14 protein-coding genes and 2 pseudogenes are annotated in these 16,659 nt (G+C 73.7%); 8 read left to right on the top strand and 8 right to left on the bottom strand.

Features of this window, described 5'->3' with window-relative positions:
* Positions 1-1,164, bottom strand: a complete 1,164-nt coding sequence (locus IF99_RS0100535; RefSeq protein WP_030994265.1) for a THUMP-like domain-containing protein — start codon at positions 1,162-1,164, stop codon at positions 1-3.
* A gap of 148 nt (positions 1,165-1,312) precedes the next feature.
* Here IF99_RS0100535 and IF99_RS0100530 point away from each other — a divergent pair, with 148 nt between their 5' ends.
* The 3 genes from IF99_RS0100530 to groL all read left to right on the top strand — a co-directional run bounded on the left by IF99_RS0100530 (position 1,313) and on the right by groL (position 4,697).
* On the top strand, positions 1,313-2,359 hold the full coding sequence (locus tag IF99_RS0100530) for a polysaccharide deacetylase family protein (RefSeq protein ID WP_030994264.1): 1,047 nt from the start codon (positions 1,313-1,315) through the stop codon (positions 2,357-2,359).
* Positions 2,360-2,599: 240 nt separating this feature from the next.
* Positions 2,600-2,908: a co-chaperone GroES gene (groES, locus tag IF99_RS0100525; protein ID WP_008747517.1), complete on the top strand. Its 309-nt coding sequence runs from the start codon at positions 2,600-2,602 to the stop codon at positions 2,906-2,908.
* Positions 2,909-3,071: 163 nt separating this feature from the next.
* Positions 3,072-4,697: a chaperonin GroEL gene (gene groL / locus IF99_RS0100520; protein WP_030994263.1), complete on the top strand. Its 1,626-nt coding sequence runs from the start codon at positions 3,072-3,074 to the stop codon at positions 4,695-4,697.
* Between the two features lie 171 nt (positions 4,698-4,868).
* Here the strand turns inward: groL and IF99_RS33860 are convergent, their stop codons facing one another.
* The 5 genes and pseudogenes from IF99_RS33860 to IF99_RS0100495 form a co-directional block, all read right to left on the bottom strand.
* Positions 4,869-5,057 (bottom strand): hypothetical protein, encoded by a 189-nt coding sequence (locus IF99_RS33860; protein WP_030994262.1) that lies wholly within the window; start codon positions 5,055-5,057, stop codon positions 4,869-4,871.
* A gap of 88 nt (positions 5,058-5,145) precedes the next feature.
* The gene (locus IF99_RS0100510; protein WP_030994261.1) at positions 5,146-6,174 is read right to left on the bottom strand and encodes a hydroxyacid dehydrogenase; all 1,029 of its coding nucleotides are present in this window, start codon (positions 6,172-6,174) and stop codon (positions 5,146-5,148) included.
* Positions 6,175-6,212: 38 nt separating this feature from the next.
* Positions 6,213-6,326 (bottom strand): annotated as a pseudogene (locus IF99_RS33235) (DeoR family transcriptional regulator); the annotation flags it as partial.
* A gap of 479 nt (positions 6,327-6,805) precedes the next feature.
* Positions 6,806-7,573 (bottom strand): annotated as a pseudogene (locus IF99_RS30445) (SDR family NAD(P)-dependent oxidoreductase); the annotation flags it as partial.
* A 61-nt stretch (positions 7,574-7,634) separates the two neighbouring features.
* Positions 7,635-8,369, bottom strand: coding sequence for an MOSC domain-containing protein (locus IF99_RS0100495; protein WP_037826244.1), 735 nt, complete (start codon positions 8,367-8,369; stop codon positions 7,635-7,637).
* A gap of 185 nt (positions 8,370-8,554) precedes the next feature.
* On the opposite strand from IF99_RS0100495, the gene IF99_RS0100490 reads away from it, so the two are divergent.
* Positions 8,555-9,478 (top strand): LysR family transcriptional regulator, encoded by a 924-nt coding sequence (locus IF99_RS0100490; protein ID WP_030994258.1) that lies wholly within the window; start codon positions 8,555-8,557, stop codon positions 9,476-9,478.
* A 284-nt stretch (positions 9,479-9,762) separates the two neighbouring features.
* On the opposite strand, the gene IF99_RS0100485 is transcribed toward IF99_RS0100490, so the two are convergent.
* On the bottom strand, positions 9,763-10,092 hold the full coding sequence (locus IF99_RS0100485; protein ID WP_030994257.1) for a WhiB family transcriptional regulator: 330 nt from the start codon (positions 10,090-10,092) through the stop codon (positions 9,763-9,765).
* A gap of 385 nt (positions 10,093-10,477) precedes the next feature.
* Between IF99_RS0100485 and IF99_RS0100480 the strand changes: the two genes are divergently transcribed.
* The 4 genes from IF99_RS0100480 to IF99_RS0100465 all read left to right on the top strand — a co-directional run bounded on the left by IF99_RS0100480 (position 10,478) and on the right by IF99_RS0100465 (position 16,015).
* A complete protein-coding gene (locus IF99_RS0100480) occupies positions 10,478-11,089 on the top strand; it encodes a response regulator transcription factor (RefSeq protein ID WP_003948568.1) in 612 nt (203 codons plus the stop codon).
* Between the two features lie 1,296 nt (positions 11,090-12,385).
* The gene (locus tag IF99_RS0100475; protein ID WP_030994256.1) at positions 12,386-12,958 is read left to right on the top strand and encodes a sigma-70 family RNA polymerase sigma factor; all 573 of its coding nucleotides are present in this window, start codon (positions 12,386-12,388) and stop codon (positions 12,956-12,958) included.
* 204 nt (positions 12,959-13,162) lie between these two features.
* Positions 13,163-14,665, top strand: a complete 1,503-nt coding sequence (gene guaB, locus IF99_RS0100470; protein WP_030994255.1) for an IMP dehydrogenase — start codon at positions 13,163-13,165, stop codon at positions 14,663-14,665.
* A gap of 222 nt (positions 14,666-14,887) precedes the next feature.
* Entirely contained in the window at positions 14,888-16,015 is a 1,128-nt protein-coding gene (locus tag IF99_RS0100465; protein ID WP_030994254.1) for a GuaB3 family IMP dehydrogenase-related protein, read from the top strand.
* A gap of 81 nt (positions 16,016-16,096) precedes the next feature.
* Here IF99_RS0100465 and IF99_RS0100460 read toward each other — a convergent pair.
* The coding region (locus IF99_RS0100460; protein ID WP_234340533.1) for a hypothetical protein at positions 16,097-16,659 on the bottom strand (563 nt) is incomplete at its 5' end.

Genomic DNA, 16,659 nt, shown 5'->3' with positions numbered 1-16,659 from the left:
TCACACCCCCCGCCCCACCAGCATCACCGGCGCCCCCAGCGACCGGGTCATGAAGACCGTCGCCGCGTGCGGCCCCTTCGGCCGCACCTGGCGGCGCAGTTCCTCGGGCTCCATCGCCGAACCCCGCTTCTTCACCGTCAGGGTGCCGACGCCGCGCTCCCGCAGGAGGGCCTTCAGGCGCTTCACCCCGAAGGGAAGGACGTCCGTGATCTCGTACGGGCGCGCGTACGGCGTCGGGGTCAGGGTGTCCGTCGTGAGGTACGCGAGCGTGTCGTCGATCAGGGTCGCGTCCAGGTCGCGCGCGACCTCGGCGACCAGGTGGGCGCGGATCACGGCCGCGTCCGGCTCGTAGAGGTAGCGGGCGACCGGGCCCGCCGGGGGGTTGGGGAGCCCGGCGCCGTGCAGCCGGTGCGGACCGGGGAGCAGGGTCGCCGTCGTGCCCGTGCCCGTGCCGAACCACAGCACCGCCTCCTTCAGCTCGCCGCCGTCCGAGACCCACTCGCCCGCCGCGTCGGCCGGGATCGCCTCGTGCGGCACGCCCGGCGCGACCTTCAGGGCGCCGAGCCGTCCGCTCCGCGCCGCGCCGATCGCCCAGCTCAGCGGCGGCGAATACGCCTCCGGGTCGAAGATCCGGCCCCGGCCGCCGCGCCGCGCCGGATCGGCGAAGACCGTGTCGCAGTCGCCCGCGTCCACCTCCGTCACGTCCGCGCACTCCACGTCGATCAGCTCGCCGAGCCCCAGCGCCTCCGCGTTCGCCCGCGCGACCGCCGCCGTCAGCGGATCGCGGTCCACGGCCCGTACCGCGATCCCCGCCCGCGCGAGCGCGAGCGCGTCGCCGCCGATCCCGCAGCACAGGTCCGCGACGCGCCGCGCCCCGAGTTCCCGCAGGCGCTCCGCGCGGTACGCGGCGACCGGCGCCCGCGTCGCCTGCTCCACGCCCCCGGGCGTGAACCACATCCGGGCCGCGTCCTCGGCCCCGAACTTCGCGACGGCGCGGTCCCGCAGCCGCGCCTGCGCGAGCGCCGCCGTCACGAGCGCGGGCGGATGCACGCGCCGCAGGCGGGTCAGGGCCGCCAGCTCGTCGGCGGGCCGCAGCCCCCGCAGCTCGGCGAGGAGCGCGCTGCCCTCGGGGGTACGGAGGGCGGAGAGATCGTCGAGGTCCACGGGCCCATTGTCGGGGGCGCGGGCGGACGGTACGGCACGGGGAGGGGCGCGGGACCCGTACCGCTGTGTGCGTGGCAGGAGGTGGGCTGTTCGCCTGAGAGCCCGGCGTGGTGGGGGCGCGGGGACGGGGGCGGGGGAGTGTCACGGTATGGGAAAGATACGGTTTACCGCCACGAATCCGCGCACTTCCGGCGTCGGCCCGGCTCTCGCCCGCTCCGTCGCCCTCCTCGGCGCGGCCCTGCTCGTCGCGGGCTGCGCGGGCGCGGAGATCCCCTCCCGTACGGCTTCCGCGCCCGGCGGGGCCGTCTCCGGAACCGACGGGCCCTCACCCCGCGCCTCCGCCCCGGCGTCCGGCACCCCCACCTCCGGCGCTCCAGGCCCCGCCGGCGCTCCGGGCGGGCTCGCCGACGAGGCGCGGCAGGGGGCCGAGGCGATACGCGGGGCGGTCGAGGCCGAGGCCCGCGAGGCCGAGGCGCGCAAGGTCGCTCTCCTCGCCGCCGCGCACCGCTGGGGACTCCCGCGCACCCCGCTGCTCGCGCCGCCCCCGCCCCGTACGAAGGTCCTGCCGCCGACGCGCCGGGGATTCGAGGTGAGCGGGCCCCGCGCCTCGGCGCTGCCGCCCGTGTTCACGCGCGTCCCGACCAGCGACCGCGTGGTCTTCCTCACCATCGACGACGGCGTGAACCAGGACCCCGAGACGCTCCGGATGCTGCGCGAACTCCGCGTCCCATACACGGCCTTCCTCAGCGCCGACGCCGTGGACGGCGGCTGGGAGTACTTCCGCACGGCGCGCGAGCAGGGCGCCTCGCTCCAGAACCACACCCTCTCGCACCGCTACCTCCCCGCCCTCCCCCGCGCGACCCAGCGCCAGGAGATCTGCGGTATGCAGGACACGCTGCGCCGCCACTACGGTCAGGGCGCCACGCTCTTCCGGCCCCCGTACGGGAACTACAACCGGGAGACCCTGGAGGTCGCCCGCTCCTGCGGTATCCGCGCGATCCCGCTGTGGGAGGCGGAGGTCTTCCCCGGCAAGGTCGTCTACCGCGACAGCGGGCTGCACCCCGGGGACCTCGTCCTCACGCACTTCCAGGGGCGCGCGCAGTGGAAGGGCTCGATGGCCGACGCCCTTCGCACGTTTCTGCGCACCGTCACCGAGAAGGGGGACGCGGTGGCCCGCCTGGAGGACTACATCTGAGTCCAGAGGGGGAGAGGGGCCTTCCGGGAGCCGTCCGGAAGGCCCCTTTTCCGCTTCTCGCGGGCACTCGCCTGGCACTCCGCTTGACCGAGTGCTAATCGCGGTCATAGTCTCGGCTCTGGCACTCCCCACCGGAGAGTGCCAAGAAGCGACGGGCAGTCCGGCACCCGCGACGACGGATTACCGGTCGCCACCCAATGACTTATTCACCCCGTGATCTCCGAAGGGGGAGGTCGGATCGTGACGACCGCCAGCTCCAAGGTTGCCATCAAGCCGCTTGAGGACCGCATCGTGGTCCAGCCGCTCGACGCCGAGCAGACCACGGCCTCTGGCCTGGTCATCCCGGACACCGCGAAGGAGAAGCCCCAGGAGGGCGTCGTCCTCGCCGTGGGCCCGGGCCGTTTCGAGAACGGCGAGCGCCTGCCGCTCGACGTCAAGACCGGCGACATCGTGCTCTACAGCAAGTACGGCGGCACCGAGGTGAAGTACAGCGGCGAGGAGTACCTCGTCCTCTCGGCCCGCGACGTGCTCGCGATCATCGAGAAGTAAGCAGCACCCCGGTCGCTTCCGGGTCTTTCCCGGACCACCCGGCTTTCGCAACGAGCCGCGCCCCCGGACCCCGTCCTCTTCGACGCCGGGGCCCCCGGGGGCGCGGTCGTTGTGTTCACCCACGACTTTCCCGAGTTTTTCCCGAGAGGGCTGAATCGCTGCCATGGCGAAGATCCTGAAGTTCGACGAGGACGCCCGTCGCGCCCTTGAGCGCGGCGTCAACAAGCTGGCCGACGCGGTGAAGGTGACGATCGGCCCCAAGGGCCGCAACGTCGTCATCGACAAGAAGTTCGGCGCCCCCACCATCACCAACGACGGTGTCACCATCGCGCGTGAGGTCGAGGTCGAGGACCCGTACGAGAACCTGGGTGCACAGCTCGTCAAGGAGGTGGCGACCAAGACCAACGACATCGCGGGTGACGGCACCACCACCGCGACCGTGCTCGCGCAGGCGCTCGTCCGCGAGGGCCTGCGCAACGTCGCCGCCGGCGCGTCCCCGGCCCTCCTCAAGAAGGGCATCGACGCCGCCGTCAAGGCCGTCTCGGAGGACCTGCTCGCCACGGCCCGCCCGATCGACGAGAAGTCGGACATCGCCGCCGTCGCCGCGCTCTCCGCGCAGGACCCGAAGGTCGGCGAGCTGATCGCCGAGGCGATGGACAAGGTCGGCAAGGACGGCGTCATCACCGTCGAGGAGTCCAACACCTTCGGTCTGGAGCTGGACTTCACCGAGGGCATGGCCTTCGACAAGGGCTACCTCTCCCCGTACATGGTCACCGACCAGGAGCGGATGGAGGCCGTCCTGGAGGACCCGTACATCCTCATCAACCAGGGCAAGATCTCCTCGATCCAGGACCTCCTGCCGCTGCTGGAGAAGGTCATCCAGGCCGGTGGCTCGAAGCCGCTCCTGATCATCGCCGAGGATGTCGAGGGCGAGGCGCTCTCCACCCTCGTCGTCAACAAGATCCGTGGCACCTTCAACGCCGTCGCCGTCAAGGCGCCCGGCTTCGGTGACCGCCGCAAGGCCATGCTCGGCGACATCGCGACCCTCACGGGCGCGACCGTCATCGCCGAGGAGGTCGGCCTCAAGCTCGACCAGGCCGGTCTTGAGGTGCTGGGCTCCGCCCGCCGCGTGACCGTGACCAAGGACGACACGACCATCGTCGACGGCGGCGGCCAGCAGGCCGACATCGACGGCCGCGTCGCCCAGATCAAGGCCGAGATCGAGACCACGGACTCCGACTGGGACCGCGAGAAGCTCCAGGAGCGCCTCGCGAAGCTCGCCGGTGGCGTGTGCGTCATCCGCGTCGGCGCCGCGACCGAGGTCGAGCTGAAGGAGAAGAAGCACCGTCTGGAGGACGCCATCTCCGCGACCCGCGCCGCGGTCGAGGAGGGCATCGTCTCCGGTGGTGGCTCCGCGCTCGTCCACGCCTCGAAGGTCCTCGCCGACTCGCTCGGCAAGACGGGCGACGAGGCGACCGGTGTCGCGGTCGTCCGCGCCGCCGCCGTCGAGCCGCTGCGCTGGATCGCCGAGAACGCGGGCCTCGAGGGCTACGTCATCACCTCGAAGGTCGCCGAGCTCGACAAGGGCCAGGGCTTCAACGCCGCGAGCGGCGAGTACGGCGACCTCGTGAAGGCCGGCGTCATCGACCCGGTCAAGGTCACCCGCTCCGCCCTGGAGAACGCCGCCTCCATCGCCTCGCTGCTCCTGACGACCGAGACCCTCGTCGTCGAGAAGCCCGCCGAGGAGGAGCCGGAGGCCGCGGGCCACGGCCACGGTCACAGCCACTGAGACCGCGGACGGCGACCGGGCGGTGAGCCGCTCCGGCTGACGGGCTCCCGCCCGGTCGCCTCCCGCCGCACGACGGCGACAGAGGGCCGGTCCCCTTCGAGGAAGGGGACCGGCCCTCTGTCATGGGCCCCGGCGGACGGCGCCCCGGGCCCGTCCCGGGCGCCCCGTCCGTCAGGCCCCGCGTCGCCGCGCGTGCCCGCGCGGCGCCCCGCCCCGCGGCGAGGCGGTCGTCAGCGCCGCCGCCACCTCGTACTCCTCCTCGGCTCCCGCCGTCTCCGCGGGCGCGGGCCAGGCCGGCTCCACGAAGAGGTCCTGCCACTGGGGCTTGCACAGCGGGTCGTGGCCGAGGGGCTGCGCCATGACGTGCGGCTCCTTCCGGGGTACGAGGGTCGAAGAGCGGCGCCCGCCGACTGGGGGCCCCACCCCGTCTGCCCCGGCGGGCGCCCCCTCACGCCGACAAGTGCAGCCCTTCCGCCACCACCGGCTCCGTGAACGGCTCGCCCCGCGCCCAGCGTTCGATCTCGTCGAGCGCGTGGTCCGCCATGCGGTGGACCTCGTTGCCGAGGGACCCGGCCACGTGCGGGGTGAGCAGCACGTTCGGCAGCGAGTAGAAGGGCGAGCCGGGCGGCGGCGGCTCGGGGTCCGTCACATCGAGAACGGCGGAGAGACGGCCCGAGGCCAGCTCGCCCAGCAAGGCGCTCTCGTCGATCAGCGAACCCCGCGACGTGTTGATCAGCGTCGCCCCGTCCGGCATCGCGGCCAGCTCGGCCGCACCGATCAGGTGGCGGGTGCTGGGGAGCGCGGGGGCGTGGACCGAGACGACCGCGCTGCGCGCGCACAGTTCGGCCAGCTCCACGGAGCGCGCGCCGAGCGCCGCCGCCTCCGCCCCGGACACGTACGGGTCGTGCAGCAGCACCTCGAAGTCGAAGGGGCGCAGGAGCGCGAGCACACGGCGCCCCACCCGCGAGGCCCCCACGAGCCCCACCACGCGCCGGTAGTTGCCGGCCGTGCGCAGCTCGCGGTGCCAGTCGCGGCGCCCGCCCCCCTCGCGGACCACACGCGCCGCGTCGAGCACCTTCTTGCCGGAGAAGAGGATCGCGGCGAGCGTGTACTCGGCCACGGGAAGCGCGTTGGCGCCCGCCGCCGAGCTGATGCGGATGCCGCGCTCCCAGCACGCGTCGGTCACGAAGCCCTTCACGGTGCCCGCGGCGTGCACGACCGCGCGCAGCCGCGGCGCCCGCGCGAGCACGTCGGCGGTCAGCGGCGGCACGCCCCAGCAGGTGAGCAGCACCTCCGCTTCGGCGAGCGCGGCGGCGACCGCGGGACCGGGATCGGTGAAGTCGCTCGCGACCAGGCCGGGGTCGGTCCGTACGAGGCGGCCCAGTCTCTCGCGGTGGGCCGGCGTCAGCAGTTCCTCCGCGACCTGCGGAGCCATGGCGAGCAGGGCCCGGGGACGTCGGTCGGTGGCCTCGTGCATGGTGATGCGCGTACCTCTCACGAAGTGGGGGTGGGCGGTGCCGTCACCGCCGAGACCCCGAGCAGCCCCGCGAGATCGGCGACCCGCACCCTGCCCCGCTCCCACACCAGGTTCAGCAGCCGGTCATGCCGCTCCCCGACCCCTTCGCGCACGCCCCGGCCCCTCCCTCGCCCGCCGTCCCCGCGGAGAGCGGGAAGCGATCATTCGATCACTCTACAAGCGCGTCCGGGGCGGCCTACTTCTTGGGCGAGGGCTTCGACTTCTTGGGGGCGGGCTTCGGCTTCTTGGGGGTGGGCTCCGGCTCGGAGGCGGGGTCTGCCTGGGGCGCGGGGTCCGCTTGGGGCGCGGGCTCCGTCTGGGGCGAGGGCTTCGCTTCGGAAGCGGGTTTCGCCTGGGGCGTGGGTGCCGCTTCCGAAGAGGGTGCTTCCGAAGCAGGCTTCGCCTGGGGTGCCGCCTTCTTCGGGCGCGCGGGCTTCGGCTTGGCCGCCGCCTTCTTCGGTTCGGGCGCGGACTTCTTCGTACGGTCCGGCCCGCTCCCCTCCGTGCGCACCGGCTCCGCGTCCCCCGCGCCGGCCTCGAACTCGCCGCCTTCGCCCGGAAGTTCACCCACCGGTCCGTCCTCGCCGTGCGCGGGCCCGTACTTCCGGCCCGCCCGCGAGGAGATCCCGCCGAGCAGCCCGCGCGGCGCGAGCCTCGCCGCGCCCATGAGCGCCTTGTAGCGAGGGTCGGGGATCGAGACGGTGCGCCCGCGCGCGAGGTCGGCGAGCGCCGCCGTGACGAGCTTGTCCGCGTCGAGCCACATCCACTTCGGGATGTTCCCCGTCCCCATCCCGGCCCGCTCGTGGAACTCCGTCCGCACGAACCCGGGGCACAGCGCCATCAGCCGCACCCCGCTGCCCGCCAGGTCCCGCGCCACCCCCTGGGTGAACTGGACGACCCATGCCTTCGAGGCGCCGTACGTCCCCCGCGGCAGGAAGGCGGCGACGGACGCGACGTTGACGATCCCGCCGCGGCCACGTTCCCGCATCGGCTTCGACGCCGCGACGGTCAGCCGCAGCACCGCCTCGCAGTGCACCTTGAGCATCGTCAGCTCATCGGCGAGCGGCACGTCGAGGAAGCGGCCCTTGTGCCCGAAGCCCGCGTTGTTCACGAGCAGGTCCACCGGCTGCCGAACGTCGGCGAGGCGCCGTTCCACGGCAGCGATGCCCGCGTCCGTGGCGAGATCGGCGCGCAGCACGGTCGCCTCGACACCGTGCCGGTCGTGCAGTTCGGTCGCCTGGCGGCTCAGCCGCTCCCTGTCGCGCGCCACCAGGACGAGGCTGTACCCGTCGGCGGCGAGCCTGCGCGCGAAGGCCGCGCCGATACCCGCGGTGGAACCGGTGATGAGAGCCGTAGTCATGCGCCAAGGCTAGTGATCCGGACGGCTTCTTCGAACCCCCGGACCAGCGCCCGGCACGCGCTCAGGAGGACCCGGGGGCGACGTAGGCGCGCGCGGCGGCGAGCGCCTCGGGGTGCAGCGCCCGCGCGGCGGGCAGCAGCCGCGGCAGCAGGGCGCGCTCGGTCGTGTTCGCGCGGAACTCCAGCGCCGCCGTCACGCCGTGCTCGGGCACGTACTCCCGCACGACGGGGTCCCCGGCCCGGACCGGCCCCGCTTCCAGGACCCGCAGGTAGGCGCCCGTCTCGGCGCGCCGCGTGAAGCGCTTCACCCACCGTTCCTCGCCGACGTGCCCCGCGAAGGTGCGGCACGGGACGCGCCCGCTCGTCACCTCCAGGAGCAGGGAGCCGCCGATCCGCCAGCGCTCGCCGATGAGCGCGTGGCTCACGTCGAGCCCCGAGGTCGTCAGGTTCTCGCCGAAGGCCCCGTTCGCGAGCGGGCGCCCCAGCTCGCGTTCCCACGCGTCCAGGTCCTCGCGCGCGAAGGCGTACACGGCCTGGTCGTCCCCGCCGTGGTGCCGCAGGTCCGCGACGACATCCCCCTCGACCCCGCTGCCGCCGGTCCCCTTCGGCCCGGGCGCGCTGACGTGCAGCGGCCGCGGCACGGGCCGCTTGTCGATGCCCGTACCGCCGGAGGGGGCGTCGGAGTGGGGAACGGGCGTGAGCCGGCCGACGTTCAGGGAGAGCACGTACGGGGTCGTGGCCGGGCGGTGCGCCGAGGCGGCGCCGTGGGCCGTGGCCGCGCTGTTCATGGGGTCCATGCCGCGCAGGGTAGGCCGCGGCACCCGCCTGCCGCCGCCCGTTTTCCGGCCGGGGTCTTTCCGTCCAGGCACGTGCCGGGTGGCGGGCGTCGCCTCGCGTGCGCGCGCGCCTCGTGACTCAAAGCACGAGCCGGGAAATCCGGCTCACCTCCAAGCCCGCCTTATCTCCGCTTATCCTCGGAGGCATGATCGAGGCCCGCCACCTGCGCGTCCTGCGCGCCGTCGCGACCACAGGTTCCTTCTCCGCCGCCGCGCGCACGCTCGGCTGCACCCAGCCGGCCGTCAGCCAGCAGATGAAGGCCCTGGAGGGCGCGACGGGCACGCCCCTGCTCGTGCGCACGGGCCGCGAGATGCGGCTCACCGAGGCGGGCGAGGCGCTCTCCCGGCACGCCTCGGGCATCCTCGCGGGGCTCACGGCGGCGGAGGAGGAGGTCGCGGCGATCGCCGGGCTGCGCGCGGGGCGGGTGCGCCTCGTCTCCTTCCCGAGCGGCAGCTCCTCGCTCGTGCCGAGCGCCCTCGCGGCGCTGCGCCGCGACCACCCGGGCACGCGTGTCTCGCTGGAGGAGGCCGAGCCGCCGCGCTCGGTCGCACTGCTGCGCGAGGGCGATTGCGACATCGCGCTCGCTTTCCGCTACGGGACGGGGGCGGACGACGGCGCGGAGGAGTGGGAGGGCCTCGTCGTACGGCCCCTGCTCCGCGACCGGCTCGTCGGTCTCGTCCCCGAGGGGCACCGTCTCGACGGCCGGGGCGGCCCGGTCGGCATCGCCGAGTTCGCGCGCGAGTCCTGGATCGCGGGCTGCCCCCGCTGCCGTACGCAGCTGGTCGAGGTGTGCGCGGCGGCGGGCTTCACGCCGCGCATCGACTTCGCGACCGACGACTACCCGGCGGTCCACGCCCTCGTCGCGGCGGGCCTCGGCGTCGCGGTCCTGCCCGCCCTGGCACTCGAATCCGTCCGTCCCGAAGGCGTCCGCACCCTCGCGCTCGCCCCGCCGGTCAGCCGCGAGATCGTCGCCCTGACCCTCCCCGACCTGGCCCAGGTCCCGACGGTGTCGGCGACGCTGGACCGGCTGGAGCGGGCGGCCGGGAGGTCCAGCCTCTCCGGCGGGTGAGGAGCGGCTGCGGGGCGGAGCCGGGGAATCCCGGGCAGGGTCCCGGGCCCCGGGCGACCGGGCCGGAGCCCGGAGGACGTGCGGTGCCTCGGCGACTGAGCGGCACCCCGGTGGCTGTGCGGCACCGCGGCGGCCGTGTGGGCCCCCGGCGGCCGTGCGGCCCCCGGCGGCCGAGCCGTACCGCGTGCCCGCCCACGGGAGCCCCGTGAGCCCCGTCCGCAGAAGCCCGTAGGGCTCACCCGCTGGCGCCGAAACGAGCAGAAACGATTCGCCGGAGCGGTGCCCTACTCCTCCGCCCCCTCCGCCGCCGTGGCGGTCCCCGTCCGCACGAGCCGATGCCGCGCCCGCCCCATCAGCTCCTCGCGCTCGTCCTCGGTGAGCCCGCCCCACACCCCGTACGGTTCCCGCACCGCGAGCGCGTGCGCCGCGCACTCCGCCCGCACCGGGCACCTCATGCAGACCTCCTTGGCCGAGGCCTCCCGCGCGCTGCGCGCAGCCCCCCGCTCTCCCTCCGGATGGAAGAAGAGGGAACTGTCCACGCCACGGCAGGCGGCGAGCAGTTGCCAGTCCCACAGGTCCGCGTTGGGGCCGGGAAGGCGGGAGAAATCTGCCATTGCTTGTCCCCTTGCTTGCCGTTTCCGAGCGATCTGGGCGATGAGCTGCTGCCGACCGTATATCTACCCTCATAGGAGATGAAAATATGACTCATGGGAAATTTAGCGGCAAACACTGACAAAGGGGATCAAATGGCGCTAAATGGGGCATGGCTCTCTCCGGGCGTGTGATCACCCGGAGCTGAAGGTGCCCTCACGTAGAGTGCCGAGGGCGACAGTTCGGCCGTAACTCTTTCGGGTGACCGTCGTTGAGAGGGCTGTGGCGGTTGACGCGATAAGCGCTCGGGCAGATGTCCGAGGGTGTCCACCGCTCAGGTGACGATTCCGTACCAGCCTGGAGGCTCAAGGTGACGCGCAACAGCTGCGAGAGCTGCGAGGGGCAGTCATGACTTCCGTCCTCGTCTGCGACGACTCCCCGCTCGCCCGAGAGGCGCTCCGCCGGGCGGTCGCGACCGTGCCCGGCGTCGAGCGGGTGACCACGGCGGCCAACGGCGAGGAAGTCCTCCGCCGCTGGGGTGCCGACCGTTCCGACCTGATCCTCATGGACGTGCGCATGCCCGGCCTCGGGGGGGTGGAGACGGTGCGGAGGCTGCTCTCCGCCGATCCGGGCGCCCGGATCATCATGCTCACGGTCGCCGAGGACCTCGACGGCGTGGCGCTCGCGGTCGCCGCCGGGGCGCGCGGCTATCTGCACAAGGACGCCTCGCGCGCCGAACTGCGGGCGACCGTCACCCAGGCGCTCGCCGATCCCACGTGGCGGCTCGCGCCGCGCCGGCTGCGCTCGGCCGAGATGGGCGCGGCGCCGACGCTCACGGCGCGTGAGATCCAGGTCCTCGAAGGTATGAGCCACGGCCGCTCCAACGCGGAGATCGGGCGCGAGCTGTTCCTCTCCGAGGACACGGTCAAGACCCACGCCCGGCGGCTCTTCAAGAAGCTCGGAGCCTCCGACCGCGCGCACGCCGTGGCCCTGGGCTTCCGCTGGGGGCTGGTGCGCTGAGGCCCCCGGGCCCCAGCCCCGCGCGTTCCCCGAGCGGCACCGGCCGCGCGGGAGGCCACCCGCCTCCCGTGCGCGGCAGGGGCCACCGCCGTGCACCCCGCGAGACCGTGCGGTCCCGGCGCGTACCCGAGCCTTCCGTTCCGATTCCTCCCCGGCCCCGGCCGGGGACCCGCCGTCCGGACCGGACCTCGAGTACCGCCCCCGCCGCCTCGCTCCCCGCCGCCCCGCCCCCGGGGCGGCGGCCCCCCTCACCTCACGCCCGCGACACGCTTCCACACGAGCCGGGGCGGCCCTGATCCCGGCCGCGCGGAACGACCCGTCTCCCCGGGCAGCGGGCCCCGCGCGGCGCACGGCGGCGTGCCCGCGACCCGCTCCGGTCCCGGCCACCGGCACGCCGACCGCCGGCGGCCCCGCGCCCCTGCGCGGCGGGCCTCCGGCCGGGCGGCACGGGAGCGCCTGCCGATCGCTGCCCGTTCCCGCCAGCGCGCTCCCGGCCCGTGGCGCGCGAGCGACGGCGGGCGCTCCTGCGACGACCTCGTCCGTACGGAGCGGAGCGGCGTCGGCTGTGGGCGCGTGCGGAGGCCCCTCGGGGCCCGCCATGGGTGCCGCGCGGCACCTCCTCGGGCCTGCGGGCGTGAGGTGCCGGGCGGGTGCCGTGCGGCGCACGGCTGCCTCTCCCTTGTCCGCGCTCGCGGCGGGGTCGGATTCCGCGGGAGAGGCGCCCGCGGCGTCCTCGATGCCTCCCTCGTCCAACTCCCTTGCTGCGGGGCGCCCTTGTCCGGGCGCCCGACTCGCCCGTGTCGCGGTGCGCGGGGCGTCGTGGGGCTCGCTCGGGTCCGTAAAGGGAGGACGCGACGGCCTCGCTCGTGTGGGGGAGGCGCGTGGGCTTGTGGGGGAGGCGCGTGGGCGCGCGAGGTGGCGTTCGGGCCCCATCACGGGACCGTCCGGGCGCCCCCGCGCCGTACCTTCGGCTCCGTACCGGAGTCGCGTGGAGCCGTGCGCGGACCCCGGGCGCGCCTTCGCCGCCGTCGCGGGGCGGGCGGCCGTTCGCGTTTTCGCGGGGGCGGGGTGGCTGGGGAGCGGTCCTGGAGGGTACGAGGTTCCCGAACGGGTGCCGGTGCGGGCGGGCTGTGTCGGTTACCCGCGCGATGCCGCATCCTTGGGGGTGTGGATGTCCACGGGGACGAGTCGGCCGATCCGGAGGGGAGGGCGCAGGGCATGAGTTCCGGCGCACCCACTCCCGAGGGCGGGGAGGGCGCGGAGACCGCTCGGCGGCCCGCAGGGCACCATGGTCGGATGCGTGACGAGGAGACGACCGAGATCGGGGCTCTCGTCCACCGTGCCGTCGACGGCGAGCAGCAGGCCGTGCACGACCTGCTCGCCCGGGTGCACCCGCTCGCGATCCGCTACTGCCGCACCAGGCTGTCCCGGCTCCCCGGTGACGCGCGCCACTTCGTCGAGGACCTCGCGCAGGAGGTCTGCGTCGCAGTGCTGCTCGCGCTGCCCCGCTACAGGGACACGGGCCGCCCGTTCGAGGCGTTCGTCTTCGCGATCGCGGGCCACAAGGTCGCGGACCTGCAACGTGCCGCGATGCGCCATGGCTCCACGGCGGTGCCCTCGGACGAGATGCCGGAGCGCCCCGACGACTCCCTCGGCCCCGAGGAACGCGCCCTCCTGAGCAGCGACGCGGCCTGGGCGAAGAAGCTCCTCGCCTCCCTCCCCGAGAACCAGCGCGAACTCCTTCTCCTCCGCATCGCGGTCGGCCTCACCGCCGAGGAGACGGGCCAGATGCTGGGCATGTCCCCGGGCGCGGTCCGGGTCGCCCAGCACAGAGCGTTGAGCAGACTGAGAGCCCTGGCGGAGCAGTGAGGAATCTCGCGGGACTTCTCCCGCGCGGATTCCTCCGGCGACGCGGCCCCTCCGGTGGTTGAGGAGCGGGCCGGGAACGGGGTCGGTCCGGGGTCGGCGCCCCCGGCCGGGTCCCCGCGCGGGGACGACGACAGGGGAATGAACGCCCCCTCGCTCCCGTTACCATGTACACCCGTAGCGAGCAAGACCATTGGAGATCGTGTCATGGCCAACATCGACGGAGTACCCGAGAAATTCGCGACCCTCGGGCTGACCTACGACGATGTCCTGCTCCTGCCCGGTGTCTCCGACATGACCCCGGACGCCATCGACACCTCCACGCGTCTCTCGAAGAACGTGCGGCTGAACATCCCGCTCATCTCCGCCGCCATGGACAAGGTCACCGAGGCCCGCATGGCGATCGCCATGGCCCGCCAGGGCGGCGTCGGCGTCCTGCACCGGAACCTCTCGATCGAGGACCAGGCCAACCAGGTCGACCTCGTCAAGCGCTCCGAGTCCGGCATGGTCACCGACCCGATCACGGTCAACCCGGACGCGACCCTCGAAGAGGCCGACGCGATCTGCGCGAAGTTCCGCATCAGCGGCGTCCCGGTCGTGGACGGCGGCGGCAAGCTCCTCGGCATCGTCACCAACCGCGACATGGCCTTCGAGACCGACCGCTCCCGCAAGGTGCGCGAGGTCATGACCCCGATGCCGCTCGTCACCGGCAAGGTCGGCATCTCCGGCGTCGACGCGATGGGCCTGCTGCGCCGCCACAAGATCGAGAAGCTTCCGCTCGTCGACGACACAGGCGTGCTCAAGGGCCTCATCACGGTCAAGGACTTCGTCAAGGCCGAGAAGTACCCGAACGCGGCGAAGGACTCCGAGGGCCGCCTCCTCGTCGGTGCCGCCGTGGGTGTCGCGGGCGACGCCTACGAGCGCGCCCAGGCCCTCGTGGCCGCCGGCGCCGACTTCATCATCGTCGACACCGCACACGGCCACTCCCGCCTGGTGGGCGACATGGTCGCCAAGATCAAGTCCAACGCCCCCGGCGTCGACGTCATCGGCGGCAACATCGCCACCCGCGAGGGCGCCCAGGCGCTCGTGGACGCGGGCGCGGACGGCGTCAAGGTCGGCGTGGGCCCCGGCTCCATCTGCACGACGCGCGTCGTCGCGGGCGTCGGCGTCCCCCAGGTCACCGCGATCTACGAGGCAGCCCTCGCCGCGAAGGCGGCGGGCGTCCCGGTCATCGGCGACGGCGGCCTCCAGTACTCCGGCGACATCGCGAAGGCCCTCGTCGCAGGCGCCGACACGGTCATGCTCGGCTCGCTCCTCGCCGGCTGCGAGGAGTCCCCGGGCGAGCTGCAGTTCATCAACGGCAAGCAGTTCAAGTCCTACCGGGGCATGGGCTCGCTCGGCGCCATGCAGACGCGCGGCGGCCACAAGTCGTACTCGAAGGACCGCTACTTCCAGGAGGGCGTCGCCTCCGACGAGAAGCTCGTCCCCGAGGGCATCGAGGGCCAGGTCCCCTACCGGGGCCCGCTCTCCGCCGTCGTCCACCAGCTCGTCGGCGGCCTGCGCCAGTCGATGTTCTACGTGGGCGGCACGACGATCCCCGAGACGCAGGAGCGGGGCCGCTTCGTCCGCATCACCTCCGCCGGTCTCAAGGAGTCGCACCCCCACGACATCCAGATGACCGCCGAGGCCCCGAACTACAGCCGCCACTGAGCGGCACGCCGCCCTTCGCTGGAGCGGTACGTCGCCCCGTTGAGGGCGGCACACCGCCTCCTCGAAGACGGCACTGGCGCGCATCGTGACGGCGCGGGGCCCGTATCCGTACTGGGCCCCGCGCCGTCGCCGCGCGTGTGCCGGACCCCCGGCAGGACCGGCGGGGACCGGCGCGGGGGATACTGGACCAGCAAGTACGACGGAGCGGGAAAGGCCAGCCAGGTGACTGAGATCGAGATTGGGCGCGGCAAGCGCGGTCGAAGGGCATACGCCTTCGACGACATCGCCGTCGTCCCGAGCCGCCGCACCCGCGACCCGAAGGAGGTCTCGATCGCGTGGCAGATCGACGCCTACCGCTTCGAACTCCCCTTCCTCGCGGCCCCCATGGACTCGATCGTCTCCCCGGCGACCGCGATCCGCATCGGTGAGCTGGGCGGCCTCGGCGTCCTCAACCTCGAAGGGCTCTGGACCCGGTACGAGGACCCGCAGCCCCTCCTCGACGAGATCGCCGAGCTGGACGCGGCCGCCGCCAACAAGCGGCTCCAGGAGATCTACGCCGCGCCGATCAAGGAAGAGCTGATCGGGCAGCGCATCAAGGAGGTGCGCGACTCCGGTGTCGTCACCGCCGCCGCCCTCTCCCCGCAGCGCACCGCCCAGTTCTCCAAGGCGGTCGTCGACGCGGGCGTCGACATCTTCGTGATCCGTGGCACGACGGTCTCCGCCGAGCACGTCTCCTCGGCCGCCGAGCCGCTCAACCTCAAGCAGTTCATCTACGAGCTCGACGTCCCTGTCATCGTCGGCGGCTGCGCGACCTACACGGCCGCGCTCCACCTCATGCGCACCGGCGCGGCCGGTGTCCTCGTCGGCTTCGGCGGTGGCGCCGCGCACACCACGCGCAACGTCCTCGGCATCCAGGTCCCCATGGCCACCGCCGTCGCCGACGTCGCCGCCGCGCGCCGCGACTACATGGACGAGTCCGGCGGCCGGTACGTGCACGTCATCGCCGACGGCGGCGTCGGCTGGTCCGGCGACCTCCCGAAGGCCATCGCCTGCGGCGCCGACTCCGTCATGATCGGCTCCCCGCTCGCCCGCGCCACCGACGCGCCGGGCCGGGGCCACCACTGGGGAATGGAGGCCGTCCACGAGGACGTGCCGCGCGGCAAGAAGGTCGACCTCGGCACGGTCGGCACGACCGAGGAGATCCTCCTCGGTCCCTCCCACACCCCGGACGGCTCGATGAACATCTTCGGCGCCCTGCGCCGCGCGATGGCCACGACCGGCTACAGCGAGCTGAAGGAATTCCAGCGCGTCGAGGTCACGGTCGCGCCTTCGCGCCACGACCAGCGCTGACCTCACCGCCGCAGGGCCCGCTGCCCCGGTGCCCCCTCCGCCTCACGCGCGAGGGGGCACCCGCGTATCCGGGGCGGCTCGTCAGTCGCGCGTCGCGCCCTTCTTCGTCGCGGAGAACGCGGCACCGGCGGCTATCAGGAAGAACACCACCGTGAGGAAGTCCGCGTCCGCCCGCCACGCCTCCTGCACGAGGTCCAGGTGGTCGGTGAGCAGCGTCTGCGTGCTCACGGGAAGCTGCTTGGAGCCCATCACGGCCTCGCCGACGAGCTGCCCCGCGTACACGGCGCCGAGCGAGAAGAGCGCCGCGACCACGGGAAGCACCGGGGAGCGGCCACCGACACGCCCCGCCACGAGTCCGACCAGGAGCCCCACACCGATCGCCGCGTACCCGACCTCACGCTCCATGGCCCCGATGAGCCACCCGTAGAGCCCGGCGGTCACCAGCGCGACGACGAGCGCGGCCACGATCCCGGCGACGAGCCGCCCGCTGCCCTCCGGAGCGGCGGAGCCGACCGAAGGCGGCGGGCCGAACGAGCCGGCACCGAACTGACCGGCACCGAACTGCTTGGTGGGGGCGGCGGTGGGGGGACCGGCCGGGGCTGCGGGCGCGGAGGCGGGGGCGGGGGCGCCGAACTGTCCGGCGG

Source organism: Streptomyces sp. NRRL F-5630, from assembly GCF_000719475.1.
Classification (GTDB): Bacteria; Actinomycetota; Actinomycetes; order Streptomycetales; family Streptomycetaceae; genus Streptomyces.
Note: the sequence above shows the minus strand (reverse complement) of the source record. Positions and strands in the feature narration are given on the sequence as shown.

Bases quoted from the DNA above. Each gene is read 5' to 3' on its own strand.
- IF99_RS0100530 (WP_030994264.1), top strand. From the start codon at position 1,313: ATGGGAAAGATACGGTTTACCGCCACGAATCCGCGCACTTCCGGCGTC.
- guaB (WP_030994255.1), top strand. From the start codon at position 13,163: ATGGCCAACATCGACGGAGTACCCGAGAAATTCGCGACCCTCGGGCTG.
- IF99_RS0100475 (WP_030994256.1), top strand. From the start codon at position 12,386: ATGCGTGACGAGGAGACGACCGAGATCGGGGCTCTCGTCCACCGTGCC.
- IF99_RS33860 (WP_030994262.1), bottom strand. From the start codon at position 5,057: ATGGCGCAGCCCCTCGGCCACGACCCGCTGTGCAAGCCCCAGTGGCAG.
- IF99_RS0100495 (WP_037826244.1), bottom strand. From the start codon at position 8,369: ATGGACCCCATGAACAGCGCGGCCACGGCCCACGGCGCCGCCTCGGCG.
- groL (WP_030994263.1), top strand. From the start codon at position 3,072: ATGGCGAAGATCCTGAAGTTCGACGAGGACGCCCGTCGCGCCCTTGAG.
- IF99_RS0100480 (WP_003948568.1), top strand. From the start codon at position 10,478: ATGACTTCCGTCCTCGTCTGCGACGACTCCCCGCTCGCCCGAGAGGCG.
- IF99_RS0100485 (WP_030994257.1), bottom strand. From the start codon at position 10,092: ATGGCAGATTTCTCCCGCCTTCCCGGCCCCAACGCGGACCTGTGGGAC.
- IF99_RS0100510 (WP_030994261.1), bottom strand. From the start codon at position 6,174: ATGCACGAGGCCACCGACCGACGTCCCCGGGCCCTGCTCGCCATGGCT.
- IF99_RS0100490 (WP_030994258.1), top strand. From the start codon at position 8,555: ATGATCGAGGCCCGCCACCTGCGCGTCCTGCGCGCCGTCGCGACCACA.